The sequence below is a fragment of the Mycobacterium sp. SA01 genome (genome assembly GCF_041287105.1).
In the GTDB taxonomy this organism is placed as follows: Bacteria; Actinomycetota; Actinomycetes; order Mycobacteriales; family Mycobacteriaceae; genus Mycobacterium.
Map to the genome: position 1 here is coordinate 143,776 of NZ_JBGGNO010000021.1, position 26,095 is coordinate 169,870.

The 26,095-nt window shown below is 68.9% G+C and carries 25 protein-coding genes; 11 read left to right on the top strand and 14 right to left on the bottom strand.

Annotation, left to right across the window (positions count from 1 at the left end; translation table 11 throughout):
• Positions 1-3: 3 nt before the first annotated feature.
• From AB4879_RS24615 to AB4879_RS24625, 3 genes are read right to left on the bottom strand one after another with little or no spacing between them, the layout of a single operon-like run.
• Complete coding sequence (locus AB4879_RS24615; protein ID WP_370509672.1) at positions 4-1,905, bottom strand: substrate-binding domain-containing protein; 1,902 nt, start codon at positions 1,903-1,905, stop codon at positions 4-6.
• Between the two features lie 53 nt (positions 1,906-1,958).
• Positions 1,959-4,142: a malate synthase G gene (locus tag AB4879_RS24620; protein ID WP_370509673.1), complete on the bottom strand. Its 2,184-nt coding sequence runs from the start codon at positions 4,140-4,142 to the stop codon at positions 1,959-1,961.
• Positions 4,143-4,161: 19 nt separating this feature from the next.
• On the bottom strand, positions 4,162-5,076 hold the full coding sequence (locus tag AB4879_RS24625) for a 3-methyladenine DNA glycosylase (protein WP_370509674.1): 915 nt from the start codon (positions 5,074-5,076) through the stop codon (positions 4,162-4,164).
• Positions 5,077-5,225: 149 nt separating this feature from the next.
• Between AB4879_RS24625 and AB4879_RS24630 the strand changes: the two genes are divergently transcribed.
• On the top strand, positions 5,226-6,017 hold the full coding sequence (locus AB4879_RS24630) for a potassium channel family protein (RefSeq protein WP_370509675.1): 792 nt from the start codon (positions 5,226-5,228) through the stop codon (positions 6,015-6,017).
• 30 nt (positions 6,018-6,047) lie between these two features.
• Here AB4879_RS24630 and AB4879_RS24635 read toward each other — a convergent pair whose 3' ends face one another.
• The 6 genes from AB4879_RS24635 to AB4879_RS24660 all read right to left on the bottom strand — a co-directional run bounded on the left by AB4879_RS24635 (position 6,048) and on the right by AB4879_RS24660 (position 12,984).
• Positions 6,048-7,100 (bottom strand): hemolysin family protein, encoded by a 1,053-nt coding sequence (locus AB4879_RS24635; RefSeq protein ID WP_102806335.1) that lies wholly within the window; start codon positions 7,098-7,100, stop codon positions 6,048-6,050.
• On the bottom strand, positions 7,100-8,461 hold the full coding sequence (locus AB4879_RS24640; protein WP_102806493.1) for a hemolysin family protein: 1,362 nt from the start codon (positions 8,459-8,461) through the stop codon (positions 7,100-7,102). Before AB4879_RS24640 ends, AB4879_RS24635 begins: the two co-directional genes overlap by 1 nt.
• Before the next feature lie 190 nt (positions 8,462-8,651).
• On the bottom strand, positions 8,652-10,088 hold the full coding sequence (locus AB4879_RS24645) for a GuaB1 family IMP dehydrogenase-related protein (RefSeq protein WP_102806334.1): 1,437 nt from the start codon (positions 10,086-10,088) through the stop codon (positions 8,652-8,654).
• A 39-nt stretch (positions 10,089-10,127) separates the two neighbouring features.
• Positions 10,128-11,582 (bottom strand): NADP-dependent phosphogluconate dehydrogenase, encoded by a 1,455-nt coding sequence (gene gndA / locus AB4879_RS24650; protein ID WP_370509676.1) that lies wholly within the window; start codon positions 11,580-11,582, stop codon positions 10,128-10,130.
• A gap of 44 nt (positions 11,583-11,626) precedes the next feature.
• A complete protein-coding gene (locus tag AB4879_RS24655; protein ID WP_102806332.1) occupies positions 11,627-12,553 on the bottom strand; it encodes a M56 family metallopeptidase in 927 nt (308 codons plus the stop codon).
• Between the two features lie 14 nt (positions 12,554-12,567).
• Positions 12,568-12,984 carry a BlaI/MecI/CopY family transcriptional regulator gene (locus tag AB4879_RS24660; RefSeq protein ID WP_370509677.1) on the bottom strand — a complete coding sequence of 139 codons (417 nt, stop codon included), beginning with the start codon at positions 12,982-12,984 and terminating at the stop codon, positions 12,568-12,570.
• Between the two features lie 239 nt (positions 12,985-13,223).
• Here AB4879_RS24660 and AB4879_RS24665 point away from each other — a divergent pair, with 239 nt between their 5' ends.
• The 8 genes from AB4879_RS24665 (at position 13,224) to AB4879_RS24700 (ending at position 18,933) form a co-directional block, all read left to right on the top strand.
• Positions 13,224-13,940, top strand: a complete 717-nt coding sequence (locus AB4879_RS24665; protein ID WP_370509678.1) for an iron reductase — start codon at positions 13,224-13,226, stop codon at positions 13,938-13,940.
• A gap of 167 nt (positions 13,941-14,107) precedes the next feature.
• Positions 14,108-14,527: a PaaI family thioesterase gene (locus tag AB4879_RS24670; RefSeq protein WP_102806329.1), complete on the top strand. Its 420-nt coding sequence runs from the start codon at positions 14,108-14,110 to the stop codon at positions 14,525-14,527.
• A gap of 51 nt (positions 14,528-14,578) precedes the next feature.
• A complete protein-coding gene (locus AB4879_RS24675) occupies positions 14,579-14,881 on the top strand; it encodes an urease subunit gamma (RefSeq protein WP_370509679.1) in 303 nt (100 codons plus the stop codon).
• Positions 14,882-14,898: 17 nt separating this feature from the next.
• Positions 14,899-15,210 carry an urease subunit beta gene (locus AB4879_RS24680; protein WP_102806327.1) on the top strand — a complete coding sequence of 104 codons (312 nt, stop codon included), beginning with the start codon at positions 14,899-14,901 and terminating at the stop codon, positions 15,208-15,210.
• On the top strand, positions 15,207-16,940 hold the full coding sequence (locus AB4879_RS24685) for an urease subunit alpha (protein WP_370509680.1): 1,734 nt from the start codon (positions 15,207-15,209) through the stop codon (positions 16,938-16,940). Before AB4879_RS24680 ends, AB4879_RS24685 begins: the two co-directional genes overlap by 4 nt.
• A 27-nt stretch (positions 16,941-16,967) precedes the next feature.
• Positions 16,968-17,603: an urease accessory protein UreF gene (locus tag AB4879_RS24690; RefSeq protein ID WP_370509681.1), complete on the top strand. Its 636-nt coding sequence runs from the start codon at positions 16,968-16,970 to the stop codon at positions 17,601-17,603.
• Between the two features lie 10 nt (positions 17,604-17,613).
• On the top strand, positions 17,614-18,294 hold the full coding sequence (ureG, locus tag AB4879_RS24695) for an urease accessory protein UreG (protein ID WP_370509682.1): 681 nt from the start codon (positions 17,614-17,616) through the stop codon (positions 18,292-18,294).
• Between the two features lie 6 nt (positions 18,295-18,300).
• On the top strand, positions 18,301-18,933 hold the full coding sequence (locus AB4879_RS24700) for an urease accessory protein UreD (protein WP_370509683.1): 633 nt from the start codon (positions 18,301-18,303) through the stop codon (positions 18,931-18,933).
• On the opposite strand, the gene AB4879_RS24705 is transcribed toward AB4879_RS24700, so the two are convergent.
• From AB4879_RS24705 to AB4879_RS24725, 5 genes are all read right to left on the bottom strand, one after another.
• A complete protein-coding gene (locus AB4879_RS24705) occupies positions 18,924-20,237 on the bottom strand; it encodes a sensor histidine kinase KdpD (protein ID WP_102806492.1) in 1,314 nt (437 codons plus the stop codon). The genes AB4879_RS24700 and AB4879_RS24705 overlap by 10 nt on opposite strands.
• A 112-nt stretch (positions 20,238-20,349) precedes the next feature.
• A complete protein-coding gene (locus tag AB4879_RS24710) occupies positions 20,350-20,739 on the bottom strand; it encodes a heme-binding protein (RefSeq protein ID WP_102806322.1) in 390 nt (129 codons plus the stop codon).
• Positions 20,740-20,848: 109 nt separating this feature from the next.
• Positions 20,849-22,219, bottom strand: a complete 1,371-nt coding sequence (locus AB4879_RS24715; protein ID WP_083119089.1) for an NAD(P)/FAD-dependent oxidoreductase — start codon at positions 22,217-22,219, stop codon at positions 20,849-20,851.
• Between the two features lie 109 nt (positions 22,220-22,328).
• Complete coding sequence (locus AB4879_RS24720; protein WP_102806321.1) at positions 22,329-23,258, bottom strand: LLM class F420-dependent oxidoreductase; 930 nt, start codon at positions 23,256-23,258, stop codon at positions 22,329-22,331.
• 42 nt (positions 23,259-23,300) lie between these two features.
• The gene (locus tag AB4879_RS24725; protein WP_370509684.1) at positions 23,301-23,972 is read right to left on the bottom strand and encodes an SDR family oxidoreductase; all 672 of its coding nucleotides are present in this window, start codon (positions 23,970-23,972) and stop codon (positions 23,301-23,303) included.
• A 152-nt stretch (positions 23,973-24,124) separates the two neighbouring features.
• On the opposite strand from AB4879_RS24725, the gene AB4879_RS24730 reads away from it, so the two are divergent.
• Together AB4879_RS24730 and AB4879_RS24735 are read left to right on the top strand one after the other, a co-directional pair.
• Positions 24,125-24,904, top strand: coding sequence for an ABC transporter permease (locus tag AB4879_RS24730; RefSeq protein WP_370509899.1), 780 nt, complete (start codon positions 24,125-24,127; stop codon positions 24,902-24,904).
• Entirely contained in the window at positions 24,897-25,976 is a 1,080-nt protein-coding gene (locus AB4879_RS24735) for a sulfate/molybdate ABC transporter ATP-binding protein (protein ID WP_370509685.1), read from the top strand. Before AB4879_RS24730 ends, AB4879_RS24735 begins: the two co-directional genes overlap by 8 nt.
• Positions 25,977-26,095: the final 119 nt, after the last annotated feature.

The window sequence follows — 26,095 nt, forward strand, 5'->3', positions numbered from 1 at the left end:
CGACTAGGACAACAGCGTCGAGACGGCCGTCGCCAGATCCGGCGAATCGGACGTCGCGACATTCTGATACGTCCCGCCCGAGGCTTGGGCCACCGCTTCCCACGTCGCCCGGTCGGAGTCGTCACCGAAGTCGATGACGTTGATCGCCACCGGCTTGGCCGGATCGGCTGCCGACTTCACGTACTGAACCAGCCCGGGGCCGTCCAACGTCTGATCGGTGTGCGGACCCTGGGTGATCACCAGCATCGAATTGGTCTGGCCCTGACGGAAGTTCGCCAGCGCCTCACCGTAGGCCAGCCGCAACGTCGTGAACGACACGGCACCGCTGCCCGACGGCGACAACCCGCTCAGCGTGCCGGTCAATGCGGCCGAGCGTGGCTGCCCGTTGACATCATCGGTCAACGGCCCCATCGGCACCGCCGACTTGCCCTCGACACCATTGAACGTCCACAACCCGACCGCCGCGTTCGACGGCAGCGCGCCGATCCGGTTGGTCAGTGCGGTCACCACATTGGCCAGCCGCGACTTGCCGCCCTCGTCGGTACCCATCGCCTGGTTGAGCATGATCGTGGTGGCCGACCCGGTGGCCGGGGTGGACACCGCCGCGGCCAGCGTGGCCCGCACCGACTCGTCGTCGATGGTCAGCGGTGATCCCAGCTGCGGGAAGCTCACCACATCGTTGCCCGGCGGGCTGGTTCCCTCGGCCCGGAAGCCGGCCTTCGCCAGGGCGCTGAGCTGTTCGGGCTTGTGCATGAACCTCGCGAACTGGCTGGCCGCACTGACCTGCTCCTCGGACAACCAGGTCCCGGACAGCAGGACGGTGGGGTAGTCGGCCACGGCCACCGGACCCGACGGCAGCCATTCGGCGACAGTGTTCTTGGCGTCCGGCGTCGACGACGTGCGGGCGAACAACTGCTGCTCGGTGATCGCCACGGCGTGCACCGGCGCACCGGGGTCCCCGGAACCGATCAGGGACTTCCAGGCTGTGTCGGCGGTGTCGTCGGCGAGCTTGGGCTGCCCGGCGACCAGACCGTTGACCGCGCCGATGCCGGCCGTGGCCGGCGAGTTCGGCGGCGCCGCCGCCGAGGCCACCGCTTCGGCGGCCAGATAGGTGGCGTCGGCATCGCCGACGGTCGGCAACGCCAGTCGCAGCGATCCCCAGCCGGGCAGGTTCAGGCCGTCGAGCGCCGTCGGATTGGACTGCAAGCCCGGCAGCGCTGCCCAACCCTGCTGTCCCAGGGCATCTTTGAGCTGCGGCCGCACCGCGAGAACCACCGGCGAGCTGACCAGTGAGCGGGCGTCGCTGACGACTTCCTTCCCCGCGGTGGACTGCAGACGCGCCGCACCGATGGAACTGGCCGGGATCCACAGCGCCGGACGCTCGCCGAGATCGCCGGGCCAGTTGGACACGAATCCGTCGATCACCCGATCCGAGTCGGCCGCGGTGACAACCATTTTCACGCAGCGATCCCCGACCGGGGTGACCGTGGCGTTGAAGCCCTGGGCGAACTTGCTGACATCGTCGACGATCGACGGGTCGGCGACCACACCGACGTTGAGGGTGCCGCCCAGACACTTCTGGGCGGCGTCGGTCGAGCGATGGGACAGCGCATCGCCGAAGAACCGCCACAGGATCACCGCACCGACGACCACCACGACCGTGATCAGCGCGGCGATCACCCCGAGACTCACGCCGCGGCGCCCGCTCTCACTGCGATGCCCGCCCTCGAAAGCGATTCTGCGCCGCGCGGTGTCGGTCAGCGGCGACGAGCCGGTGTCGTCGGGTGCGTCCTGGGCGTCGGGAGCGTCGGAGTCACCGCGACGGGCGAAGCGACCGGTCGGATTGTCGTCGGCAGGCTCGTCACCGAATGAACCCCCGGGACCCGGTCTACTGTGCCTGCCCATGGCGGTGCTTGATCCTCTTCCCTGTCAACGGTGATGCGGTGCGGACGCGCCCGTCAGGCGCCGGTGCTGGCCTTGTACTCCCGGCGACGCCGATGCAGGATCGGCTCGGTGTAGCCGTTGGGCTGCGCGGCGCCGGCCAGGATCAGCTCCTGGGCGGCCTGGAAGGCGATGCTGTTGTCCGGATCGGTGGCCATCGGCTTGAAGTCGGGATCGGACGCGTTCTGCTCGTCGACCACCGCCGCCATCCGGCGCAGGCTTTCCCGGACGGCGTCCTCGGTGATCACACCGTGCCGCAGCCAGTTGGCCAACAGCTGGCTCGAAATACGCAGCGTCGCACGGTCTTCCATCAGCGCGACGTCATGGATGTCGGGCACCTTCGAGCAGCCGACACCGGCGTCGATCCAGCGCACCACGTAGCCGAGGATCGACTGGCAGTTGTTGTCCACCTCTTCGTGGATCTCCTCCGGCGACCACGCCAGCTCCTTGGCGAGCGGGATCGTCAGCAACTCGTCGATGCTGGTGCGGGTCTTGCCGGCCAGCTCCTTGTGCACCTCGTAGACGTCCACGTAGTGGTAGTGCATGGCGTGCAGAGTGGCCGCCGTCGGCGACGGCACCCACGCGGTGGTGGCGCCGGAGCGGGGCTGGCCGATCTTCTGCTCGACCATGTCGGCCATCAGGTCGGTCATCGCCCACATGCCTTTACCGATCTGCGCCTTGCCGGAGAATCCGGTCGCCAGGCCGATATCGACGTTCTGGTCCTCGTAGGCCTTGATCCACGGCTGGGACTTCATGGCGCCTTTGCGGATCATCGGGCCGGCTTCCATCGACGTGTGGATCTCGTCGCCGGTGCGGTCCAGGAAGCCAGTGTTGATGAACGCCACCCGGTCGGCGGCGGCCTTGATGCAGGCCTTGAGGTTGGCCGAGGTGCGGCGTTCCTCGTCCATGATGCCGACCTTGATGGTGTTCTGCGGCAGGCCCAGCACGTCCTCGACGCGGCTGAACAGTTCGCAGGTGAACGCGACCTCGTCCGGCCCGTGCATCTTGGGCTTCACGATGTAGATCGACCCGGTGCGGCTGTTCTGCCGCGGGCTGCCGTCCTCGGCCTTGAGGCCGTGCACCGCGATCAAGCTGGTGAACAACGCATCCTGGATGCCTTCGGGCACCTCGTTGCCGTCGACATCGACAATCGCGTCGTTGGTCATCAGGTGACCGACGTTGCGGACGAACAGCAGGCTGCGTCCGGGCAGCGTCAACTCTCCGTCGCCCGGCGTCTTGTAGGTGCGGTCGTCGTTGAGCACACGGGTGAAGCTCTTGCCGCCCTTGCTGACCTCTTCGGCCAGGTCGCCCCGGTTCAGGCCCAGCCAGTTGCGATAGCCGAGAACCTTGTCGTCGGCGTCGACAGCGGCCACCGAGTCCTCGAAGTCCATGATCGTGGTGATCGCGGACTCCAGCACGACGTCCTTGACGCCGGCTTTGTCGGTCGTGCCGACGGGCGATTCGGGGTCGATGAGGATCTCGATGTGCAGGCCGTTGTTGACCAACAGCACCGACCAGGCGGGTTCGCCGAGGTCGCCGGTGTAGCCGACGAACTTCTCCGGGCTGGCCAGACCGGTGGACTCGTCACCCAGCGCGATCTCCAGGGCGCCGTCGGCGACGCTGATGCCGGTCGCGTCGGCCCACGATCCCGACGCCAACGGCACGGCCTTGTCGAGGAAGTCCCGGGCGTAGGCGATCACCTTGTCGCCGCGAACCCGGTTGTAGCTGGTGCCCGGCTCGGCGCCGCCGTCGGTGCTGATGACGTCGGTGCCGTAGAGGGCGTCGTACAGCGAACCCCAGCGGGCGTTCGCCGCGTTCAGCGCGAAGCGGGCGTTGAGGATCGGAACCACCAGCTGCGGGCCTGCGGTGGTGGTGATCTCGTCGTCCACGCCGGAGGTGGTGATGCTGAAGTCGCCCGGATCAGGCTGCAGGTAGCCGATGTCGGTGAGGAACTGCTGATATTCACCGGCGTCGATGCCGCCGATGATCCGCTGCCGATGCCACCTGTCGATCTGCGCCTGCAGATCGTCGCGGCGGGCGAGCAGGTCCTGATTCTGCGGCGTCAGGTCGGTGACGACCTTGTCCACCCCGGCCCAGAAACTGTCGGCATCAATCCCGGTGCCGGGCAGCGCTTCGTTGGTGATGAAGTCGTACAACACCTGCGCCACACGCAGATTGCCCACGGGCACGCGATCGCTCATCTGTCCTCCCTCACGAGAATCAATTCATCTTACCCGCAGGTAGGAACCCCTCCGACAGAGTGTCGTAGGCCACCCCCGCACCCAGCAGGCGCTCACACCACGCCAGCAGCGCCGCACGCAACGGCGCTGCGCGCTCGGCTATAACTCCCTGGCACCGCACGTATTCCGCCCGCCCGGCGGGTTCCTCGACGGCGATGGGCTCAAACCCGAAGTCCGACAGGTCGTAGGGACTGGCCCGCATGTCGAGTTCGCGGGCGTCGGCGGCCAACTCCAGGCAGTCCGCCAGCAACTCCGAATTCACCAGCGGTCCGAGCTTGAAGCACCACTTGTACAGGTCCATGTTCGCGTGCAGGCACCCCGGCTGTTCCCATTCGCGCTGCGCGGCGCGGGTCGGTACCCCGCGGTTGCGTGGTGCCGCCGCGGCGGTGAAGAACCGATAGGCGTCGAAATGTGTGCAGCGCAACGGCATCGACTCGACCACCGCATCGGTACCCGGCCCGCCGAGTCGCAGCGGCACCGCGCCGTGACGAACCGCGTCGGTGCGGTAGACCATCGCCCACTCATGCAGACCGAAGCAGCCGAACTGCGGCGCGCGGGCCGCGGTGCTGCGCAGCAAGTCGGCCACGAAACCGACCGTGGACAGCCTGGAGTGCAGGAAGTTCACGCCGACGGTCACGCCGTCGGGCGTGGCCTGATAGCCGGCGCGGTCGAGGTATTCCGCCCCCGCCGGGCCGGCCAGCGTGACGCCGTACCCGGGATGCCACACCCGCAGCTGGCGCGGTCGCAGGCTGTAGTAGGTGAACAGGAAATCCCAGACCGGGTGGGCTTCGCCACGTCGGGAGCGGTGCCGGTGCGGGGCCGTGAACGAGTCGATGCGTCGCCGATGAGAGGCGGCGCGCGCGGTCCACTCCGCTTCGCGGAGCCGGTGCGGCATCGTCTCTCCTCCGGGGTGTCTCCTCCTGGCCCGCGGTCCACGCCGCCGTGCCCCGGTCAGTTTACCGAGGTCACATACGACACATGACCGGGCCGCAGAACGGGAAAGCACTATCCATCCCCATGTAGCCAACGCCGAAGGATGAGTTGATGACGACCTCCCAGCCGAACCCGCGGCTGAGCCGATGGGAACACCACAGCGAGTGGCCGCTGGCCGCGGTGGCGGTGGTGTTCCTGGTGACCTATTCGCTGCAGGTGCTCGTCGAGCCGCGCGGTGTGGCGGGGGCAGTGCTGAACACCGTGATGACCGTGCTGTGGGTGACGTTCGTCGTGGACTATGTGGTCCGCTTCGCCCTCGCGCAGGCGCGGGCGCGGTGGTTCTTCCGGCACTTGTTCGACCTGGCGACTGTCGCACTGCCGTTCCTGCGCCCGCTTCGGGTACTACGGCTGGTGGTGCTGGTGTTCACCCTGCAACGCGCGTTCGGCAACGCGCTGCGCGGCCGGGTGGTGGTCTATGCGACTGCCGTCGCGACGCTGTTGGTCTACGCCTCGTCGCTGGCGGTTCTCGACGTCGAACGGGGTGCTCCCGGTGCCAATATCGTCAGCTTCGGCGATGCCGTGTGGTGGTCGCTGGCCACGATCACGACCGTGGGATACGGCGATCAGTATCCGGTGACTGTCGTCGGCCGGTTCATCGCCGCGCTGTTGATGGTCGGCGGAATCAGCCTGATCGGTGTCATCACCGCCACCGTCGCGTCGTGGATCGTGCAGCGCGTTTCGGAGGACAACACCGCGTCCAACACCGCCACGGCAGACCAGATCGAGGCGTTGCGCGACGAAGTCCGGCAGTTGAGCGAGGCGCTGGCGGTGTCCGGCGATCGGCGCACACCGTCCCACGGGACCAGGCCCTACCGGCCCGAGCCGTCACGACGTAGTCGCTAGCCGCGGCCCGGTGCTGTCATGCCGGTGCCGTCATGCCCGGTGCATGCCGTCGCGCACGGTACCGATCAGATCCTCGACCAGGTCCTCGAGCGCGACCATGGCGCACACCGACTGGTCACCGTCGGTGACCAGCGCCAGGTGGCTGTTGTCGCGGCGCAGCTGGGACAGCGCGTCCGGCAGCGGCATGTCGGCAGGCACCCGCGGCAGCGGACGCACCACGGCGCCGTCGACCACGGCGTCGCGCTCGTCGATCTGGTCGAGGATGTCCTTGATGTGGACGAAGCCGACGAACTCGCCGCTCGGATCGGTGACCGGGAACCGGGAGTAGCCCGTCTCGTTGAGCGCCTGCTCGATGGCGCTGACCGTCGGGCCGCCGCCGGGCCGTGCGACCGGGACGGCGCGGATATCTTGCACCGGGACGGCCACATCGTTGACCACTCGGTTGCGGATCTGCAGCGCCCGGGTCAGCCGCATGTGCTCCTCGGGGTCCAGCAGCCCCTCGGATCGCGATTCTGCGATCATCTCGGCGAGTTCCACGGTGGACACGGTGACATCGAGTTCGTCCTTGGCTTCGACGCCGAATGCGCGCAGCGTGGTGTTGGCCGCCCAGTTGTAGAACCCGATGAACGGCCGGGCGAACCGCACGTAGACCAGATACACCGGCACCACGAGCATCGCCGTCTTCTCCGGACCGGCGATCGCGATGTTCTTGGGCACCATCTCGCCGAGCAGGACGTGCAACGTCACCACGAAGCCCAGCGCCACCACGAACGACACGGTGTGCAGAACGGCGTCGGGAACCCCGACCAGATCGAACGGCTTCTCCAACAGGTGGGCCACCGCGGGCTCACCGACCCGGCCGAGCAGGATCGAACACACGGTGATGCCCAGCTGGGCGCCGGCCAGCATCAGGGACAGTTGCTCACCGGCGCGCAGCACGGTCACCGCGCTCCGTTTGCCTTGTTCGGCAAGGGCTTCCAGTCGGTCGCGGCGGGCCGAGATCAACGCGAATTCGGAGCCGACGAAGAAGGCGTTGGCGCCGAGCAGCGCGATCGTCAGCAGAACACCCAGGACGTCGCCCATCAGCCCTCCCGCCCGGCGTCGCCGCGGCGTCCCAGTTCGGTCAACACGAGCTGATCGATTCGGCGGCCGTCCATCTCGACGACGGTGGCCCGCCAGTGGACCGGATCGTCGAACAGGCCGTCCGGGTCGAACGCGGACAGTTCGACGGATTCGCCGGGCTCCGGAATGTGGCCCAGCGTCTCCAGCACCAGCCCGCCGATCGTTTCGTATTCACCTTCGGGGGCGCGGAATCCCGTGGCTTCGGCGACCTCGTCGATGCGGAGCAGCCCCGACACCCGCCAGCCCTGTCCGGCTTTCTGGAAGTCGGGCGTGGAGTCGTCGTGCTCGTCGCGGACGTCGCCGACGATCTCTTCGATCAGGTCCTCGACGGTGACCATGCCCGCGGTGCCGCCGTATTCGTCGACCACCATCGCGGTCTGCAGGCCGTGGGCCCGCAGCTGGGCCATCAGCGCGTCGCCGTCCAGCGACGAGGGCACCGTGGGCACCGGGATCGCCAGCGACACCAGCCGGGTGGTCGAGCGCTCCGCCGCAGGCACCCCGAACACCTGCTTGACGTGCACCAGGCCGATGGTCTCGTCCAGGTCGCCGCGGATGATGGGGAAGCGGGAGAAACCGGTGCTGGCCGAGGCGGTGACCAGGTCGGCGACGGTGCTGTCGGCGTCCAGCGCCTCGATTTCGGTGCGCGGTGTCATGAACTCCTCGGCGATCCGCGAGCCGAATTGCAGCGAGCGGTTCACCAGCGCCGCGGTGTCCTCGTCGAGCGAGCCGTGCTCGGCCGAGCTGCGGACCAGCGACCCGAGTTCTTCGGGTGAGCGCGCCGAGCGCAGTTCCTCGGCCGGTTCGATGCCCATCCGGCGCAGGATCCAGTTCGCGGTGCCGTTGGTGAGCTTGATGACGGGGGTCATCACTTTCGAGAACATCAGCTGGAATCCGGCTGTTGCGCGCGCGGTCGGCACCGGCCGCGCGACCGCGAGGTTCTTGGGTACCAGTTCGCCGAACACCATCGACAAGGACGTGGCGATCAGGATCGCCAGGGCCAGCGAGATGCCGCCGGCAGCAGGTGCCGGCACATGCAGCAGGCCGAGGACCGGGTCGAGCAACCGGGCCAGGACGGGCTCGGCCAGGTAGCCGGTGGCCAGCGTGGTGATCGAGATACCCAGTTGTGCGCCGGACAGCTGGAAGGACAGTGTCCGATGCGCTTTCGCGACGTTCTGGTCACTGCGGTCACCGGTGCGGGCGTTCGCGTCGACGGTGCTGCGTTCCAGCGCGGTCAGCGAGAACTCGGCGGCGACGAACAACGCCGTCCCGAGCGTCAGCACGACGATCGCCAACAGGCTGAGCGCGGTATACAGAGCGGTCATGAGCGGGTGGGGCAGCCGGGCCACATGCCCGGCCGGCTAGAAGAAGGTTCGGCCTCGGCCTCGTCTGCGGGGCGCTCGCCCCGGGCAGCCCGATCCGCGGGGACCTCAATGGGTGCCTGCGGCACAGGTTCCCTTTCCTCGGCGAGCAGAACAAATCCCTATGTTAGCGGCTTCGCCGACGGTGACCTGCTCACCAGCCGGTCGGCAGGGGATGTCCCTCGGCGAACCCGGCCGCCGACTGGACGCCCAGCACCACCCGTTCGTGCAGCTCGGCGATGGTGGTGGCGCCGACGTAGGTGCAGGTGCTGCGGACGCCGGAGGTGATGTGGTCGAGCAGGTCCTCGACCCCGCCGCGTTCGGGGTCCAGCGCCATCCGCGAGGTCGAGATGCCTTCCTCGAAGAGCGCCTTGCGGGCCCGGTCGAAGGCGCTGTCGGCGCTGGTACGGGCGGCCACAGCCCGCTTGGAGGCCATGCCGTAGCTCTCCTTGTAGGGCCGGCCGTCGCGGTCGCGCATCAGGTCGCCGGGGGATTCGTAGGTGCCGGCGAACCAGGAGCCGATCATCACATTCGAGGCGCCCGCCGCCAGCGCCAGCGCCACGTCGCGCGGATGCCGCACGCCGCCGTCGGCCCATACGTGAGCACCGAGTTCCCGTGCAGCAGAGGAGCATTCGAGCACGGCAGAGAACTGCGGGCGTCCGACGCCGGTCATCATCCGGGTGGTGCACATGGCGCCGGGGCCGACCCCCACCTTGACGATGGAGGCGCCGGCCTCGATCAGGTCGCGGGTCCCCTCGGCGGAGACGACGTTGCCGGCTGCCAGCGGGACGCCGAGGTCCAGCGACGACACCGCCTTGATCGCGTCGAGCATCTTGAGCTGGTGACCGTGTGCGGTGTCGACCACCAGGACGTCGACGCCGGCCTCGGCCAGCGCCTGCGCCTTGGCGGCCACGTCGCCGTTGATGCCCACCGCGGCGGCGATCCGCAGCCGGCCCTTCGCGTCTACGGCCGGGGTGTAGATGCCCGCACGGATGGCGCCGATGCGGGTCAGAACGCCGGCCAGGGCGCCGTCGGCGTCGGTGAGGACGGCGACGTCGACCGGGGCGTGCTCGAGCAGCTCGAACACCTGTCGTGGTTCGGTGTGCACCGGCGCGGTGACGAAATCGGTGACGGCGATGTCGCGCACCCGCGCAAACCGGTCGACGCCGACGGTCGCCGCCTCGGTGACCAGGCCGATGGGCCTGCCCTCGAACACCACCACCGCCACCCCGTGGGCCCGCTTGTGGATCAGCGCGACGGCGTCGGACACCGAGTCGTCGGGCGCCAGCACCACCGGGGTATCGGCCACCAGGTCACGGCTCTTGATGAAGTCCACGGTCTGCTTGACCGCGTCGATCGGCAGGTCTTGCGGCAGCACCACGATGCCGCCGCGGCGAGCCACCGTCTCGGCCATCCGGCGGCCCGCCACCGCGGTCATGTTCGCCACCACGACGGGGATCGTCGTGCCGGTTCCGTCGCAGGTCGACAGGTCGACATCGAACCGGGACGCGACGTCGGATCGGCTGGGTACGACGAAGACGTCGTCGTAGGTCAGGTCGTACTGGGGTAGCTGGCCGTCGAGAAAGCGCACCCGGTCAGCCTAATGCGCGCCCCGGACAGGGAAGAGGGCCTACGCCTCGACTTCGCTGCGGTCACCGCTCCACAGGGTGTGGAAGCGGGCGGCCGGGTCGGCGTCGGTCCGGCCGTAGGTGTGCGCGCCGAAGAAGTCGCGCAGGCCCTGGGTCAGCGCCGCGGGCAGCCGCTCGGTGCGCAGCGCGTCGTAGTAGGACAGCGCCGAGGCGAAGCCGGGGACCGGGATGCCGAGCTCGGTGGCCTTCACCACCACGCGACGCCAGCTGTCGATACCCGCTTCGACCGCGTCACGGAAGTACGGCGCGGCGATGAGCGTCGCCAGCTCGGCGTTCTCGTCGTAGGCCTCCTTGATCCGGTTGAGGAACTTGGCCCGGATGATGCAGCCGCCACGCCAGATGGTGGCCATGTCACCGAGGGTGATGCCCCAGTTGTATTCGGCGCTGCCGGCCTGGATCTGATTGAAGCCCTGGGCGTAGGCGATGATCTTCGAGGCATACAGCGCCTTGCTGACGTCATCGATGAATTGCGCTGCGTCCGTGGGCTGTTCACCCAGCTCGCCGGAGGCCAGGCCGGTGGTGGCCTTGCGCTGCGGGACCGAGCCGGACAGGGCGCGGGCGAAGACCGCCTCGGCGATGCCGGTCACCGGCACCCCGAGGTCCAGCGCCGACTTGACCGTCCAGCGGCCGGTGCCCTTCTGCTCGGCCTCGTCGACGATCACGTCGACCAGCGGCTTGCCGGTCTTGGCGTCGGTCTGGCGCAGCACCTCGGCGGTGATCTCGATCAGGTAGCTGTCCAGATCGCCGTTGTTCCATTCGGCGAAGATCTCGGCGATCTCGGGTGCGGTCTTGCCGAGCCCGTCGCGCAGCAGCTGGTAGGCCTCGCCGATGAGCTGCATGTCGGAGTACTCGATGCCGTTGTGCACCATCTTGACGAAGTGGCCCGCGCCGTCGGGGCCGATGTGGGTGCAGCACGGAACGCCGTCGACGTGCGCGGAGATCTCCTCGAGCAGCGGGCCCAGCGACTTGTAGGACTCGGCGGGTCCGCCCGGCATGATCGACGGCCCCTTCAGCGCGCCTTCCTCACCGCCGGAGATTCCGGCACCGACGAAGTGCAGGCCGCGCTCGCGCACCGCCTTCTCGCGGCGGATGGTGTCGGTGTAGAGCGCGTTGCCGCCGTCGATGATGATGTCGCCCGGCTCGAAGACCTCGCAGAGCTCGTTGATGACGGCGTCGGTCGGGTCGCCGGCCTTGACCATGATCAGCGCGCGGCGCGGCTTCTCCAGCGCGGCGGCGAATTCGGCCATCGTCTCGGTGCGCACGAAGTTGCCCTCGGAGCCGTGCTCGGCGAGCACGGCATCGGTCTTGGCGACCGACCGGTTGTGCAAGGCGACGGTGTAGCCGTGGTGGGCGAAGTTCCGCGCGATGTTCGATCCCATCACCGCCATTCCGGTAACACCGATCTGTGCAGTACCGTCCGTCTGCGGTGAGGTCATCTCGCGCCTTTCAGTTGTGTGGATTTTGTTGTGGCAGAACAGCTTCAGGAAAGAAAGAGTCGATGCAGCTCGGTCAGCCAGGGCATCGCCACCGCGACCGTCGGCACCACCAGCACCGCGGCGGCGGTGGCGTAGGCGGCCAGCGAGAGGGCCAGGCTGTTTCCCTCGCCGGCCAGCCGGCGTACCCGGATCAGCGTGGTCGGGCCGCCACCGGCGAGCGCGCCCTTCGGGGTTCGGGCCGCCGCGCAGGTCACCAGCGCGCGGGCCAGGGGAGCGGGCCCGGCGGTGCGCACCGCGGCATCATCGGCGAGCATCTCGACCAGCAGCCGCACCGCGTTGAGCGCGCTGCCGCTGCGGACGAAGCGGGGGAACGCGGTGTGCACGGCGATGAACGCCTCGAGCACCAGATCGTGCCGGGCTCGCAGATGCGCCCGCTCGTGACTGAGGATCGCGGTGAGTTCGGTGTCGCTCAACGCCGACAGGGTGCCCTGGCTGAGTACGACCCGGCTGCGCACTCCGGGTAGGCAGTAGGCCAACGGTTCGGACACGTCGAGCACCCGCAGCCCGTGCATGCCGTGCCGGCAGCCGCCCAGCAGATCGACGACCATCCGGTGGTGGGCCCGGCGGCGCCGGGTGGCGACGGCGACCTGTACCGCCGCGACCACCAGCCGGGCGCCGATGAGCAGCGTGATCGCGAAGACCACGACGTATGCCGACCACAGCGGCCAGCCCAGCACTTCGATCTCGCTGGTGATCGTCGCGGTGGGACGGCCGTCCGGGCCGGGGGCGAACAGCCGACTGGCGATGGCCAGGCCGGCGCTGAACGCGGAGAGCACCGCGGCCACGGCAATGGACTGCCAGAGGACGATCGCGGCCCGCGGCGCACGCATCGGCCAGGAGGCCCGGGCCAGCAGCGCGGGCACAGGACCGACCAGCATCAAGGCGAGGAAGGTGAAGGCCAGCGCGGACACGCTGAAATTGTCCCTCAGGCGCTGGGCATGCCGCCAGCGGGCCAGGTGGAACGGTGCTTGGACTCCAATTCCGCCAAGGCGCGGCGCAATGCGTCCGCCTCGTCGACGCCCACCCGCTCGACGAAGTGCATTAGGGCGGCCTGCCGGCCGCCGGAGTCGGAGGCCTGATCCAGCGCGTCGACCATCAGGCCGGCGACCAGTTCGTCGCGGCCGTGCACCGGTGCGTACTGGTGGGCGCGGTCATCCCGGATCTGGGAGACCAGGTTCTTGCGGGCGAGGCGCTGCAGGACGGTCATCACCGTGGTGTAGGCCAGGTCCCGTTCGGTACAGAGCGCCTCGTGGACCTGACGAACCGTCAACGGCTCGCCAGCGGCCCACAAGTGGTCCATCACCGCGCGTTCAAGTTCGCCGAGACGAGTCAACTTGGCCATTTCCGTTCATCTCCGTAGGCAGTCAAATCAGAGTACTCCCGATTACTACCGCGCGTCGTATCCAACAAGTCGATCAACTCCGCTCACGACGGTGGTGTTCCCGCGGGACGTCCCGCGGGAAGGTCAGCCCAGGCCACCGGGCAAAACGGGGCAGAGTTGTGACAGCACTCACAGTAGTCACGCAGGCTTGCCATCCCTCCTTATGGTTAGGCTTACCTAACCATAGATGAGGAGGTGTCGTGACCGCAGCCGTGCTTGACCCGTTGATCGACGGGATGACCATTCGCCGGGTCCTGCCGTTGCACGAATCCAGCCGCCGATTGCGCGCCCTGACCCCGGATTCACCCCGGGTGCACGGGGTGGCGGTGATGGCCGATGTGTCCCGCCGTCGCTGGTGGCCGCTGGATTCGGTGACCTCCGGACGGCTCGCCGCCATGTTCGAATCGGCGGCCGACGAGCTGGGGGACCGACGGGCCGCCGCCCACCAGATCGCGGCCACGTTCACCCACGCGGTTCTGGGACGGGTGGTGACCTTGTTCGTGCTCGAGGGGCGGGCCTGGGATGCCGGGCCGGGAAACCTGTGGATGCACATCGATTCCGAGGGCTCGATCGACTGGGCCGCCGTCGTCGACCCGACGCTTCGGGTGCTGCCCGACGATCCCGCGACCACCGGCGTGGTCCGACTGCCCAACGAGCTCGCGCTGGCCACCTGGACCGCGCACCGGTGCCATCGCTCGCTGGAGCCCATCTTCGACGGCCTCCACCACCTGAGCCGGGGTTCGCTGACGCCGGCAGCCATGTGGCAGATGGTCGGGTCGGCAGTGGTCATCACCGCCACCCAGGTGCCGATGCTCACCGGAACCGGCGAAATCACCTGCATGCGGCGCGGCCAGGCGGTGCTCGACGCCCTGAGTGGATTCGGGTTGCCGGTCCGGTCGCTGCGCCGGGCGGGATAGCTCTTGTAACTTAGGCAAGCCTTGCCTAGTCTGTTGAGACCAGACCAACGGACCGAGCCGGAGTTTCTGAGGGCTGCAGAAACCCCCGGTCCATGCCGAGGACGGGCCCCGCGTTCACGCGCGGGGCCCGTCCCTCGTCTCGGCCCGGCTGGTGTAGACACAAGTGCGTGCAATCAGAGCAGTCGCCGAGCGAGCAGATCGCTTTCTCCGCCCCGTTCGACAACGAACTCGGGCTGGTGTTCACCGAATTGACCGTCGATGGCGCCAAGGCGCAGCTGGACGTGCAGCCCAAACTCCTGCAACCGATGGGCATCGTCCACGGTGGGGTGTACTGCTCGATGATCGAGTCGATGGCCAGCACGTCGGCGTTCGTGTGGCTGTCCGCCAATGGCGGCGGCAACGTCGTCGGTGTCAACAACAACACCGACTTCCTGCGGGCGATCTCCGGCGGCACCGTGTACGGGGTGACCGAGCCCGTGCACCGCGGCCGTCGCCAGCAGCTCTGGTTGGTGACCATCCGCGACGACAAGGATCGCCTCGTCGCCCGCGGACAAGTGCGCCTGCAGAACCTCGAGCCCGAGGCCTGAGCGACCTCGCCGCCCTGCTGATCCCGGGTGGGCGTGGCAGGATCGCGCACTATGCAACTGACACCGCACGAGACCGACCGGTTGCTGTTGTCCTATGCCGCCGAGCTCGCCCGGCGCAGGCAGGCGCGCGGGTTGAAACTCAACTACCCCGAAGCGGTCGCGCTGATCACCGATCACGTGCTGGAAGGCGCTCGCGACGGTCGCACCGTCGCCGAGCTGATGGTCACCGGGCGTGAGGTGCTGGGCCGCGACGACGTGATGGCGGGTGTGCCCGAGATGCTGCCCGACGTGCAGGTCGAAGCCACCTTCCCGGACGGCACCAAGCTGGTCACCGTCCACCACCCGATCCCGTGAGTCCGACGGAGGGCGCCATGATTCCCGGTGAGGTTTTCCTCGGCGACGGTGACATTGAGATCAACGCGGGCGCCGTGCGGATCGAGCTGGAGATCGTCAACACCGGCGACCGGCCGGTGCAGGTCGGCAGCCACGTCCACCTGCCCCAGGCGAACAAGGCGCTCTCCTTCGATCGTGCCGCGGCACACGGGCACCGCTTCGACATTCCCGCAGGCACCGCAGTCCGCTTCGAACCCGGTGTGCCGCAACGGGTCCGGCTGGTCCCGCTGCAAGGCATGCGCGAGGTACACGGACTGAGTCTCACCCCACCCGGAAGGTTGGATGCATGACCGAGCTGTCCCGGGCCCGCTACGCCGCCCTGTTCGGGCCCACCACCGGTGACCGGATCCGCCTGGCCGACACCGACCTTCTCATCGAGATCACCGAGGATCGCAGTGGCGGTCCCGGCCTGGCCGGCGACGAGGCGGTGTTCGGCGGGGGCAAGGTGCTGCGTGAGTCGATGGGCCAGGGCCGCGCCACCCGCGCCGACGGCGCGCCGGATACCGTTATCACGGGTGCGGTGATCATCGACTACTGGGGAATCATCAAGGCCGACATCGGGATTCGTGACGGCCGTATCGTGGGCATCGGCAAGGCCGGCAACCCCGACATCATGTCCGGCGTGCACCCAGACCTGGTGGTAGGCCCGTCGACGGAGATCATCGCGGGCAACGGGCGCATCGTCACCGCCGGGGCGATCGACTGTCACGTCCACCTGATCTGCCCGCAGATCATGGACGAGGCCATCGGCAGCGGCATCACCACGATCGTGGCCGGTGGCACCGGCCCCGCGGAGGGCTCGAAAGCCACCACCGTCACGCCGGGCGCCTGGCATCTGGCCCGCATGCTGGAATCGCTGGACCACTGGCCGCTCAACATCGCACTGTTGGGCAAGGGCAATACCGTCAGCCACGAGGCGATGTGGGAGCAGTTGCGTTCGGGTGCAGCGGGTTTCAAGCTGCACGAAGACTGGGGCACCACGCCCGCCGCTATCGATGCCTGCCTGACGGTGGCCGACGCCGCCGGGGTGCAGGTGAACATCCACACCGACACCCTCAACGAGGCGGGCTTCGTCGAGGACACCCTGGCCGCGATCAAGGGCCGCAACATCCACGCGTATCACACCGAGGGCGCCGGCGGCGGCCACGCGCCGGACATCATCACCGTCGCGGCCTATCCGAACGTGCTGCCGAGTTCGACGAACCCGACCCGGCCGCACACCGTCAACACCCTCGACGAACACCTCGACATGCTGATGGTGTGTCACCACCTGAACCCCAGTGTCCCCGAGGATCTCGCGTTCGCCGAGAGCCGCATCCGGCCGTCGACGATCGCCGCCGAGGACCTGCTGCACGACCTCGGGGCGATTTCGATGATCGGCAGCGATTCCCAGGCGATGGGCCGCGTCGGCGAGGTGGTGCTGCGCACCTGGCAGACCGCCCATGTGATGAAACGCCGCCGCGGAGCCTTGGAAGGCGATGCGGCGGGACAACATGGCGCCGACAACAATCGGGTGCGCCGCTATGTCGCGAAGTACACGATCTGCCCGGCGCTGGCCACCGGCATCGATCACGAGGTCGGTTCGGTGGAGGTCGGCAAGCTCGCTGACCTGGTGCTGTGGGAGCCCGCGTTCTTCGGGGTGCGCCCACACGCGGTGCTCAAGGGCGGCATGATCGCCTGGGCGGCGATGGGCGACGCCAACGCCTCCATCCCGACTCCGCAACCGGTGCTGCCGCGCCCGATGTTCGGCGCCGCCCCGGCCGCCGCGGCCGCGACCTCGGTGCATTTCGTCGCCCCCCAAGCCATCGAGGACGGGCTGGCCGACCGGATCGCGGTCAACCGAAAGCTGGTGCCGGTCGGCAATGTGCGTGCCATCGGCAAGGCGCAGATGCTGCTCAACGATGCGCAGCCCCGCATCGAGGTCGATCCCGACACGTTCACCGTCCGCATCGACGGCGAGGTGTGGGCCGAACAGCCCGCCACCGAACTGCCGATGGCGCAGCGCTACTTCCTGTTCTGATGGCACTGGTCTGATGGCACTGGTCTGATGGCAACACTGTCCACCCTGCTCATACTCGCCGACTCGCGGCTGCCGACCGGCGGCCACGTGCACTCCGGCGGAGTGGAAGAAGCGGTCACCAGCCGGGTGGTCGTGGACCTCGAGACGCTGGACGCCTATCTGCGCCGCCGGATCCGCACCAGCGGACTGGTGACGGCGTCGGTCGCGGCCGCCGTGCACCGCGAAGATCTCACCGTGGCCGATGCCGACGCCGAAACCGATGCGCGCACACCGTCACCCGCGGCCCGGCAGGCCTCCCGCGCGCAGGGCCGCGGACTGCTGCGGTTGGCGCGCCGGGTCTGGCCCGCCCCCGACTGGGAAGAGCTGGGCACCCGCCCGCATCTGGCGGTGACCGCAGGCCGGGTCGGGGCGGTCAGCGGGCTCGACCCGCACCAGAGCGCACTGTCGCTGGTGTACACCACGATGACCGGCACGGCCACCGCCGCGCAGCGGCTGCTGGCGCTCGACCCCGCCGATGTCGCCGCGCTGACGTTCGGCCTCGCGCCGCTGTGCGAAGACACCGCCGCGCTGGCCGCCGCAGGCCTGGCCGACCTGTCCGATCCGCTGCTCGACGAGCTCGCGCAGCGGCACGCCCAACGCGAACGACCGCTGTTCGTCTCCTGAAAGAAGCTGTATGCCTCCACATTTCATCGACGGTCAGCCGCACACCCACCCGGATCGGCCCAAGCGGACCCGGCAACCGGGGGAGCCGCTGCGGATCGGCATCGGCGGCCCGGTCGGGTCGGGCAAGACCGCGCTGGTGGCCGCGCTGTGCCGCCAGCTGCGCGACGACCTGTCGCTCGCGGTGCTGACCAACGACATCTACACCACCGAGGACGCCGACTTCCTGCGGCGCCACGCGGTGCTGCCCGACGACCGGATCGCCGCCGTGCAGACCGGTGGCTGCCCGCACACCGCGATCCGCGACGACATCACCGCCAACCTCGACGCCATCGACGACCTGATCGCCGGACACGACGACCTGGATCTGATCCTGGTGGAATCCGGCGGCGACAACCTGACCGCGACGTTCTCCTCCGGACTGGTGGACGTCCAGATCTTCGTCGTCGACGTGGCCGGCGGAGACAAGGTGCCGCGCAAGGGCGGCCCGGGGGTGACGTTCTCGGATCTGTTGGTGGTCAACAAGACCGACCTGGCTCCACTGGTGGGCGCCGACCTGGAGGTGATGCGCCGCGACGCCGCCAAGGTCCGCGAGGGCCGCCCGACGGAGTTGATCTCGCTGACCGCAGATCCGGCGGCAACCCCGGTGCTGGCGTGGGTGCGCGAGCAGCTGCGGGTCAACCAACTCACGTGAGCCGAAATGCGTTCTGACGTCGTGGTGGTGGCGCAGCCGGGCCGGCTACCCCGCATCGAATGCCGTGGGGCCCTGGCCGCCCGGCACACCGAACCCGACACCGTGCACCTGGTGTCCGCGGCGGCGACGCCGCTGGGCGGGGACGTCATCGCGATCAGGATCGTCGTCGAACCCGGTGCCCGGCTGCGGCTGCGCAGTGCCGCCGCGACCGTGGCGCTGCCCGGTGCCGACACCACCGACTCATACGCGTGCTGGCAGATCGAGGTCTGCGGTGAGCTCGACCTCGACCCCGAGCCGACGATCGTGGCCGCCAACGCGCGGCACGTCAGCGAGCTCACGGTCGGTGTGGGTGACGCGGGCCGCCTGCGGATCCGGGAACGCGTACAGATCGGCAGAACCGGTGAGCGCGAGGGATTCTGGAGCGGCGCCATGCGCGCAGACGTGGCGGGCGTGCCGCTGCTGAGACATCGGGTCGAACTCGGGCCGTCGTCGGTGGCCGACGATGCGCTGGGCACTCCGCTGGCGTGTGTGAGCGAGTTGCGTTACCCCGAGCCCGCCGCCGACGCCGCAGGGATCACCCTTGCGCTGGCGGCCGGCGGCAGCTTGTCGACCTGGCAGGGGCAGCGGCTCTACTCGTGACGGCCGGCCAGGGTCAGGACCAGGCGGGCGCCGCCCAGCGGACTGGTGGTCAATGATGCTGTGCCGCCGTGCAATTCCGCCTGCTGGGCCACCAGCGCCAACCCGAGTCCCGATCCGGAACGGGAGGCTGTCGAGCCGCGGGAGAACCGCTCGAACACCGCGGCCCGTTCGTCTTCGGGCACCCCGCTGCCGTCGTCGTCGACGGTGATCTGGACGCCGTCGGCCGAGCTGGACACCGACAGCTGAACCTCGGTGGCCCCGCCGTGCTTGACCGCGTTCGCGATGGCGTTGTCGATCACCAGGCGCAGCCCCACCGGCAGTCCGACCATCAGCACCGCGGGGGAGGGCACCAATGACACCGCCAGATCGCGGTAGATGCGTTCGGCGTCGTGCGCAGCGCGGTCGAGCAGCTCGGTGACGTCGAACGGCACGAAGTCCGCGGCCGTGGTCAGCTCGCCCTGGGCGAGCCGCTCCAGCGCGGTCAGTGTGGCCTCGATGCGGCTCTGCGTGCGGATGACGTCACCGATCACCTCGTTGCGCTGCTCGGGTGCGAGGTCCAGGGTGGACAGCACTTCGAGGTTGGTGCGCATCGCGGTCAGCGGGGTGCGGAGCTCGTGGGAGGCGACGGCCGCGAAGTCCCTGGCCGATTCCAGTGCGGCCCTGGTGCGATCCTGCTCGTTGCCGATGCGGGCCAGCATGCCTTCGACCGCCTCGGCGATCTCCACGGCTTCCTTGACGCCGCGCACCTGGACCTCGTCGGGGTTGGACTGCGAGTTGATCGCGCGGGCCTGCTGGGCGAGCACCCGGAACGGGTTGATCATGATGAGCGAGATCAGCCAGCCCACCACCACGGTGCCTGCGATGACGCCCGCACAGATCAACAGCACCCGCAGATGCAGTTCGGCGATCCGCCGCTGGGTTTCGGCCACCGGAGCGCCCAGCGCGATCGTGGCGCCGCCGACGGCGAACGTCCGCACCCGGTACTCGACGCCGTCGATCGTGGTGTTGGCGTAACCGTTGCCCAGCTCCGGAAGCACCACGTCGGGCGGTACCGACATCGCCATGGCACCGACCCGGATGGTGCGCACCAGGTTTCCGTCCGGAGTGGGAGTGCCGCTGGCGTCGGGCTTCGACGTCGTCAGCAGCGAGCTGACGTCGCCGAGGCTGCTGACCGAGTCGAGCCGGCGGTCCAGCTGGCTGTACTGGTCGTTGGTGACCCCCAGCCACACCCACGTGCCCAGCGTCAGCACCAGGATCACGACGGACAGCGCCGCGACGATCACGATCGTGCGCAGCGACAGCATCCGGGTGGGTAGCCGCTGCAGCACGCGGTAGACGATCTCGTCGGGCTTCACGACCACGCCGACCACCTTAGGGCGCAGCGTGCGACGAACGTGGGACCGCGCCGGGGCGCGGCTAGATCACGCCGGGTGCCAGCGGGCGCTGAATGAGTCCGCAGCGGTTGCGGAAATCGGTCGACGGCTGGCGGATGCCATCCAGCTCGGCGCGGATCTGCGGGTTGGCGTCGAGATACTGCTGCGTCTGAACCTTGACCTGATCCTTCGGCAGCCCCTGCAGGCCGGTGAAGAACCCGTTGACGTCCGGGTGCGTGAACAGATAGTTCGACATCGCCGCCGACACGCCCGCCATGATTCCGGTCATGTCCGCGGTGGTGCAGTTGGGCGGCGGGTCCGCCGCGGCCGGGCCTGCCAAGATCACCGAAGCCGGGCCGGCCACGCTGAGCAACACCGCGCCGGCGCCGATCGCTGCCGCAGCCGCGCGACGCACGGAACGATTGGATGTCATCGAGCCCCCTTGTAGTCAGACTGTCTCGCCGATCATGCTAAGGCAGCCGGTGGCTGAACACGTTCATTTCGCCTGCGCTCACGGGCAACTCCCAGTAGCGCAGGCGCGGTCAGCTGGCGGCTTTCTCGTCCTCGACGGTGGCCGCGATCTCTTCGAGTTGCTCGATCCTGGTCCGGGCGTAGGCCTGCTGCTCGGTGATCGTCAGCTGTCCGCGGTGGCTGCCGATGAACGTGCTGATCCACGACAACGACGTGGTGAGCCGTGCCTTGAACCCGACGAGATAGATCAGGTGCAGGAACAACCAGGCCAGCCAGGCGATGAAGCCGCCGAACTCGATCTTGCCCACCTTGGCCACGGCCGAGTACCGCGAGACCGTGGCCATCGAGCCCTTGTCGAAGTACTGGAACGGCTCGCGGGCCGCCGGGTCGGCGCCCTTCAGTTCGGCCTTGATCAGCTTGGCGGCGTACTTGGCGCCCTGGATGGCGCCCTGCGCCATACCGGGAACGCCCTCGACGAAGGCCATGTCGCCGACCACGAACACATTCGGGTTGCCCGGAACGGTGAGGTCGGGCAGCACCTTGACGCGGCCGGCCCGGTCGATCTCGGCGCCGGACTGGTCGGCGATGATCTTGCCCAGCGGGCTGGCCGACACGCCGGCCGACCACACCTTGGTGGCGCATTCGATGCGGTCGAGGCTGCCGTCGCCGCGCTTGACGGTGATGCCGTTGCGGTCGACGTCGGTGACCATCGCGCCGAGCTGTATCTCCACGCCCAGCTTCTCCAGCCGGTCAGCGGCCTTCTTGCCGAGCTTTTCGCCCATCGGCGGCAGCACGGCCGGGGCGGCGTCGAGCAGGATCACCCGGGCCCGGGTGGAGTCGATGTGGCGGAACGCACCCTTGAGGGTGTGGTCGGCGAGCTCGGCGATCTGCCCGGCCATCTCCACACCGGTGGGGCCGGCGCCGACGACGACGAAGGTCAGCAGCTTCTCCCGGCGCACCGGGTCGCTCGAGCGTTCGGCCTGTTCGAAGGCACCCAGGATGCGGCCGCGCAGTTCCAGCGCGTCGTCGATGGTCTTCATGCCGGGGGCCCACTCGGCGAAGTGGTCATTGCCGAAGTAGGACTGACCCGCGCCGGCGGCGACGATCAACGTGTCGTACGGGGTGCGGTAGGTGTGACCCAGCAGGATCGAGTCGACGGTCTTGTTGGCCAGGTCGACGTTGGTGACCTCGCCGAGCAGGACCTGACAGTTCTGCTGGTCGCGCAGCACCACGCGGGTCGGCGGGGCGATCTCGCCTTCCGAGATGATGCCCGTCGCCACCTGGTACAGCAGCGGCTGGAACAGGTGGTGGGTGGTCTTGGCGATCAGCTTGATGTCGACGTCGGCTCGTTTGAGCTGCTTGGCGGCGTTCAGGCCGCCGAACCCAGAACCGATGATGACGACCTTGTGCTTATCCGATGGGGTGGCACCGGGGTGGGTCATTTCTGCTCCTCAACGACTTGCACAGGACACCTACTACGGTAGTCGCCCGGGCAACGGGTTTCTCACCCATACCCGGGCCAATCGGGTGATGTGGACCACCTGCCGGGGGCTACCCGCCGAGCAGCGGGCGCACCGCCTCCGCGACGGCGGTGATCCGGCCGGGGTGATAACCGTCCAGGTGGGTGACCGGACTGAGGATGACGCCGTCGACGCCGGCGTCGAGCACCTTGGTCTTGATCTGGTCGGCGATCTGCTCGGGGGGTCCCCAGACCGCGCGCTGCTTGACGTCGGCGGGGATGAAGTCTTCGGTGATGTTCTCGTCGATCAGACCGAAGACGAGCATGCTGGTCTCGAGCTCGCTCGGGTCGCGGCCGATCTGCTCGCATTGCTCGTTCTTCACCTGGATCTTGCGGGCGAGCTCGTCGAAGCCGCAGACCAGGTTGAGGTGGTCGAAGTGCTTGGCGGCCAACGGAATTGTCTTCTTTTCGCCGGTGCCGCCGATCATCAGCGGGATGTGGTCGCGGAACCGCGGGTTGGCGAACGCCTCCTGGGTTCGGTAGTACGTGCCGTCCACGGTCACCCGCTCGCCCTTGAGCATCGGCAGGATGATGTCCAATGCCTCGTGCAGCTTGTTGAACCGGTCGGTGAAGGTGCCGAACTCGTACCCCAGTGAGTCGTGTTCGAGTTCGAACCAGCCGGTGCCGATGCCCAGGATGGCCCGGCCCTGGCTGATCACGTCCAGGGTGGTGATGGCCTTGGCCAGCAGCGTCGGGTTGCGGTAGGTGTTGCCGGTGACCAATGTGCCGAGCTGCACCCGCTGCGTGGCGTTGGCCAGCGCGCCGAGCGTGGTGTAGGCCTCCAGCATCGGCTCCTCGGGCGCACCGAGGCTGGGCAGCTGATAGAGGTGATCCATCACGAAGACGGCGTCGGCGCCGGCCGCTTCGGCTTCCTGCGCCTGCGCGATCACGGTCGGGAACAACTCGGCGACACCGGTGCCGTAGGAGAAATTGGGGATCTGAATCCCGAGTCGAATCGTCACGGATTCGACGTTAGCCCGCGACGGCGAACTACAGGGGAACCGTCAGCCGAAGTTGGCGAGCGCGCCCCGGCCCACGTGCACGGTCTGGCCGGTGATGTGCCGGGCCGCGGGCGTGGTCAGGAACAGTGCGAGGCGGGCGATCTCGGCCGCCACCGACGGCGGGGTGCTCGACAGCCCGTCGTAGGACGGCTCGGCGCTGCGCCCGCACGCCACCGTGTTGACGGTGATCCCGCGGGTGCCGAAGTAATCCGCTTGTCCTGCAGTCCAATTCGACAGTGCGGCCTTGACCGCGGCGTCGGCGCCGCCGTCGCGAGGATTGTCCGGCACCACCGTGACGATGGATCCGCCCGAGCGCAGATGGTCACCGATGTTCTGCACCAGCAGCACGGCGGACAGGACGGTGGCGTCCAGCGCGGTGCGCCAGGCCTTCGCGGTGTCGCTCAGGCTGAAGGTGCGGGGGTCGGCGCCGACCCAGGCGGGCGCGGGCACGTGAACGATGGTGTCCAGATGGTGCGGGAACTCGCTGCGCAGTCCACCGAGGGTCTGCGCGTCGGTGGCGTCGCACACGATCGCGTCGACGTCGAGTTCCTTGGCGGCCACCTCGAGATCATCGCGGCGTGCCCCGCTGATGACGACCTTGTGGCCGGCGTCGCGAAAACCCTCCGCAATCGTCCGACCCAGTTCGGTGTCACCTCCGGTGACCAGCACGTCCATCCCGTCAACCTCCTTGTTGGATTACAGCGAAATGTTACTGGACGGTAGCTAAAGAGGCCAATGCCGCGCCGACACGATCCGGACACGACATCGCGTTTCGCCCTAGGGTGTGTCGGGTGAAGCGCAGCCGGGCACACCGGACGCAGCCGGCGCTGCCGCGGTGGGTCTATGTGCCGGCAGCACTCGGTGCAGCCTTCGTGGTGCTGCCCCTGGTGGCGATGGCGGTCAAGGTCGACTGGACGAACTTCTGGTCCCTGATCAGCAGTGCGCCGTCACGGGCCGCGCTGCTGCTGAGCCTGCGCACCGCGGCGGCCAGCACGGCGATGTGCCTGATCGTGGGTGTGCCGATGGCGCTGGTGCTGGCCCGCAACGATGGCCGAATCGTCCGGACGCTGCGACCGCTGATCCTGCTGCCACTGGTGTTGCCGCCGGTGGTCGGCGGTATCGCGTTGCTGTACGCCTTCGGCAGGCTCGGTCTGCTGGGCAGCTACCTGGAGGCGGCGGGCATCCGGATCGCGTTCACCACCACCGCGGTGGTGCTGGCGCAGACCTTCGTCTCGCTGCCTTTCCTGGTGATCGCGCTGGAGGGTGCGGCTCGCACCGCGGGCTCCGACTACGACATCGTGGCGGCGACGCTTGGGGCGAGGCCGGCGACTGTGTGGTGGCGGGTGACGCTTCCGCTGCTGACGCCCGGCCTGGTCTCCGGTGCCGTGCTGGCCTTCGCCCGTTCGCTCGGCGAGTTCGGGGCCACCCTGACCTTCGCGGGGTCCCGGCAGGGGGTCACCAGGACACTGCCGCTGGAGATCTATCTGCAGCGCGAGAGCGACGCCGACGCCGCGGTCGCGTTGTCGCTGCTGCTGGTCGTCGTCGCGGCAGTCGTGGTGCTGGGTCTCGGGGCGCGACGGCTGTCCGGCTGGACCGGCAATGGCTGAGTTGCAGTTCGCGGCCGCGGTGGCCGACCGCTCGTATGAGGTGGCATTCGAGGTCGCCGCCGGGGATGTGCTGGCCATCCTGGGGCCCAACGGTGCCGGTAAGTCCACCACGCTGCACGTGATCGCCGGCCTGTTGCAGCCGGATTCGGGCCTGGTCCGCGTCGGCGGCCGCACCCTGACCGACACCGCTGCGGGGATATCGGTGCCCACCCATGACCGTCGTGTGGGCCTGCTGCTGCAGGATCCGCTGTTGTTTCCGCATCTGAATGTGCAGGCCAACGTGGCGTTCGCCCCGCGCAGTCGCGGGGCGGGCCGGGCGGTGGCGTGGCAGGCCGCCGCGCAGTGGCTGGCCGAGGTGGGACTGACCGACCTCGCCGACCGCAAGCCGGATCAGCTCTCCGGCGGCCAGGCGCAGCGGGTGGCGATCGCCCGGGCGCTGGCCGCCGAACCGGAGGTGCTGCTGCTCGACGAGCCGCTGGCCGGACTCGATGTCGCGGTGGCCGCGTCGGTGCGGGCGGTGTTGCGGCGGGTGTCCTCGGCCGGCCGGGCGACGGTGCTGATCACCCACGACCTGCTCGACGTGCTGACGCTGGCAGACCGGGTGATGGTGCTCGACGCCGGCGGCGTCGCCGAGATCGGCGCGGTCGGCGACGTGCTGGCGGCGCCGCGCAGCACGTTCGGCGCCCGCATTGCCGGCGTGAACGTCGTGCGGGGGGTGGCGGCAGGCCCGGACGCCGTGCGTGCCGCGGACGGGACGCTGTGGCACGGCAGGCACGCCGTCCCACCCTCCGGCAGCGGCGCACTGGTCGCGGTGTTCACCCCGGCGGCGGTCGCGGTGTACCGCGAGCTGCCGCACGGCAGCCCGCGCAACAGCGTCCAGATCCGGGTGGCGGAGCTCGACGCCGACGGCGCGCGGGTGCGGGTGCGCGGCCAGGAACAGGCCGACGGCGCGCCCGGCCTGGCGGCCGACATCACCGCGGAGTCGGCAGCCGCCCTGCGGCTGGCCGCGGGCGACCCGGTGTGGTTCACAGTGAAGGCACAGGAGGTCGCCTTGCACCCCGCAGCGCGCTGACGACACGTCGGAGACGCGTCGCGGACCTGCATTGTTGGCCGATTTTGTAAGCTCGCAACAGCGTTACAGGGCGCCACATCGTGAGCAGGCCACACTTGCGTCACGGCCGTAACACGGTA

Excerpts from the sequence above, each read along its gene's own strand:
- AB4879_RS24615 (WP_370509672.1), bottom strand. The coding sequence starts at position 1,905 with ATGGGCAGGCACAGTAGACCGGGTCCCGGGGGTTCATTCGGTGACGAG.
- AB4879_RS24620 (WP_370509673.1), bottom strand. The coding sequence starts at position 4,142 with ATGAGCGATCGCGTGCCCGTGGGCAATCTGCGTGTGGCGCAGGTGTTG.
- AB4879_RS24625 (WP_370509674.1), bottom strand. The coding sequence starts at position 5,076 with ATGCCGCACCGGCTCCGCGAAGCGGAGTGGACCGCGCGCGCCGCCTCT.
- AB4879_RS24630 (WP_370509675.1), top strand. The coding sequence starts at position 5,226 with ATGACGACCTCCCAGCCGAACCCGCGGCTGAGCCGATGGGAACACCAC.
- AB4879_RS24635 (WP_102806335.1), bottom strand. The coding sequence starts at position 7,100 with ATGGGCGACGTCCTGGGTGTTCTGCTGACGATCGCGCTGCTCGGCGCC.
- AB4879_RS24640 (WP_102806493.1), bottom strand. The coding sequence starts at position 8,461 with ATGACCGCTCTGTATACCGCGCTCAGCCTGTTGGCGATCGTCGTGCTG.
- gndA (WP_370509676.1), bottom strand. The coding sequence starts at position 11,582 with ATGACCTCACCGCAGACGGACGGTACTGCACAGATCGGTGTTACCGGA.
- AB4879_RS24660 (WP_370509677.1), bottom strand. The coding sequence starts at position 12,984 with ATGGCCAAGTTGACTCGTCTCGGCGAACTTGAACGCGCGGTGATGGAC.
- AB4879_RS24675 (WP_370509679.1), top strand. The coding sequence starts at position 14,579 with ATGCAACTGACACCGCACGAGACCGACCGGTTGCTGTTGTCCTATGCC.
- AB4879_RS24680 (WP_102806327.1), top strand. The coding sequence starts at position 14,899 with ATGATTCCCGGTGAGGTTTTCCTCGGCGACGGTGACATTGAGATCAAC.
- AB4879_RS24685 (WP_370509680.1), top strand. The coding sequence starts at position 15,207 with ATGACCGAGCTGTCCCGGGCCCGCTACGCCGCCCTGTTCGGGCCCACC.
- AB4879_RS24690 (WP_370509681.1), top strand. The coding sequence starts at position 16,968 with ATGGCAACACTGTCCACCCTGCTCATACTCGCCGACTCGCGGCTGCCG.
- ureG (WP_370509682.1), top strand. The coding sequence starts at position 17,614 with ATGCCTCCACATTTCATCGACGGTCAGCCGCACACCCACCCGGATCGG.
- AB4879_RS24700 (WP_370509683.1), top strand. The coding sequence starts at position 18,301 with ATGCGTTCTGACGTCGTGGTGGTGGCGCAGCCGGGCCGGCTACCCCGC.
- AB4879_RS24705 (WP_102806492.1), bottom strand. The coding sequence starts at position 20,237 with ATGCTGTCGCTGCGCACGATCGTGATCGTCGCGGCGCTGTCCGTCGTG.
- AB4879_RS24710 (WP_102806322.1), bottom strand. The coding sequence starts at position 20,739 with ATGACATCCAATCGTTCCGTGCGTCGCGCGGCTGCGGCAGCGATCGGC.
- AB4879_RS24715 (WP_083119089.1), bottom strand. The coding sequence starts at position 22,219 with ATGACCCACCCCGGTGCCACCCCATCGGATAAGCACAAGGTCGTCATC.
- AB4879_RS24725 (WP_370509684.1), bottom strand. The coding sequence starts at position 23,972 with ATGGACGTGCTGGTCACCGGAGGTGACACCGAACTGGGTCGGACGATT.
- AB4879_RS24735 (WP_370509685.1), top strand. The coding sequence starts at position 24,897 with ATGGCTGAGTTGCAGTTCGCGGCCGCGGTGGCCGACCGCTCGTATGAG.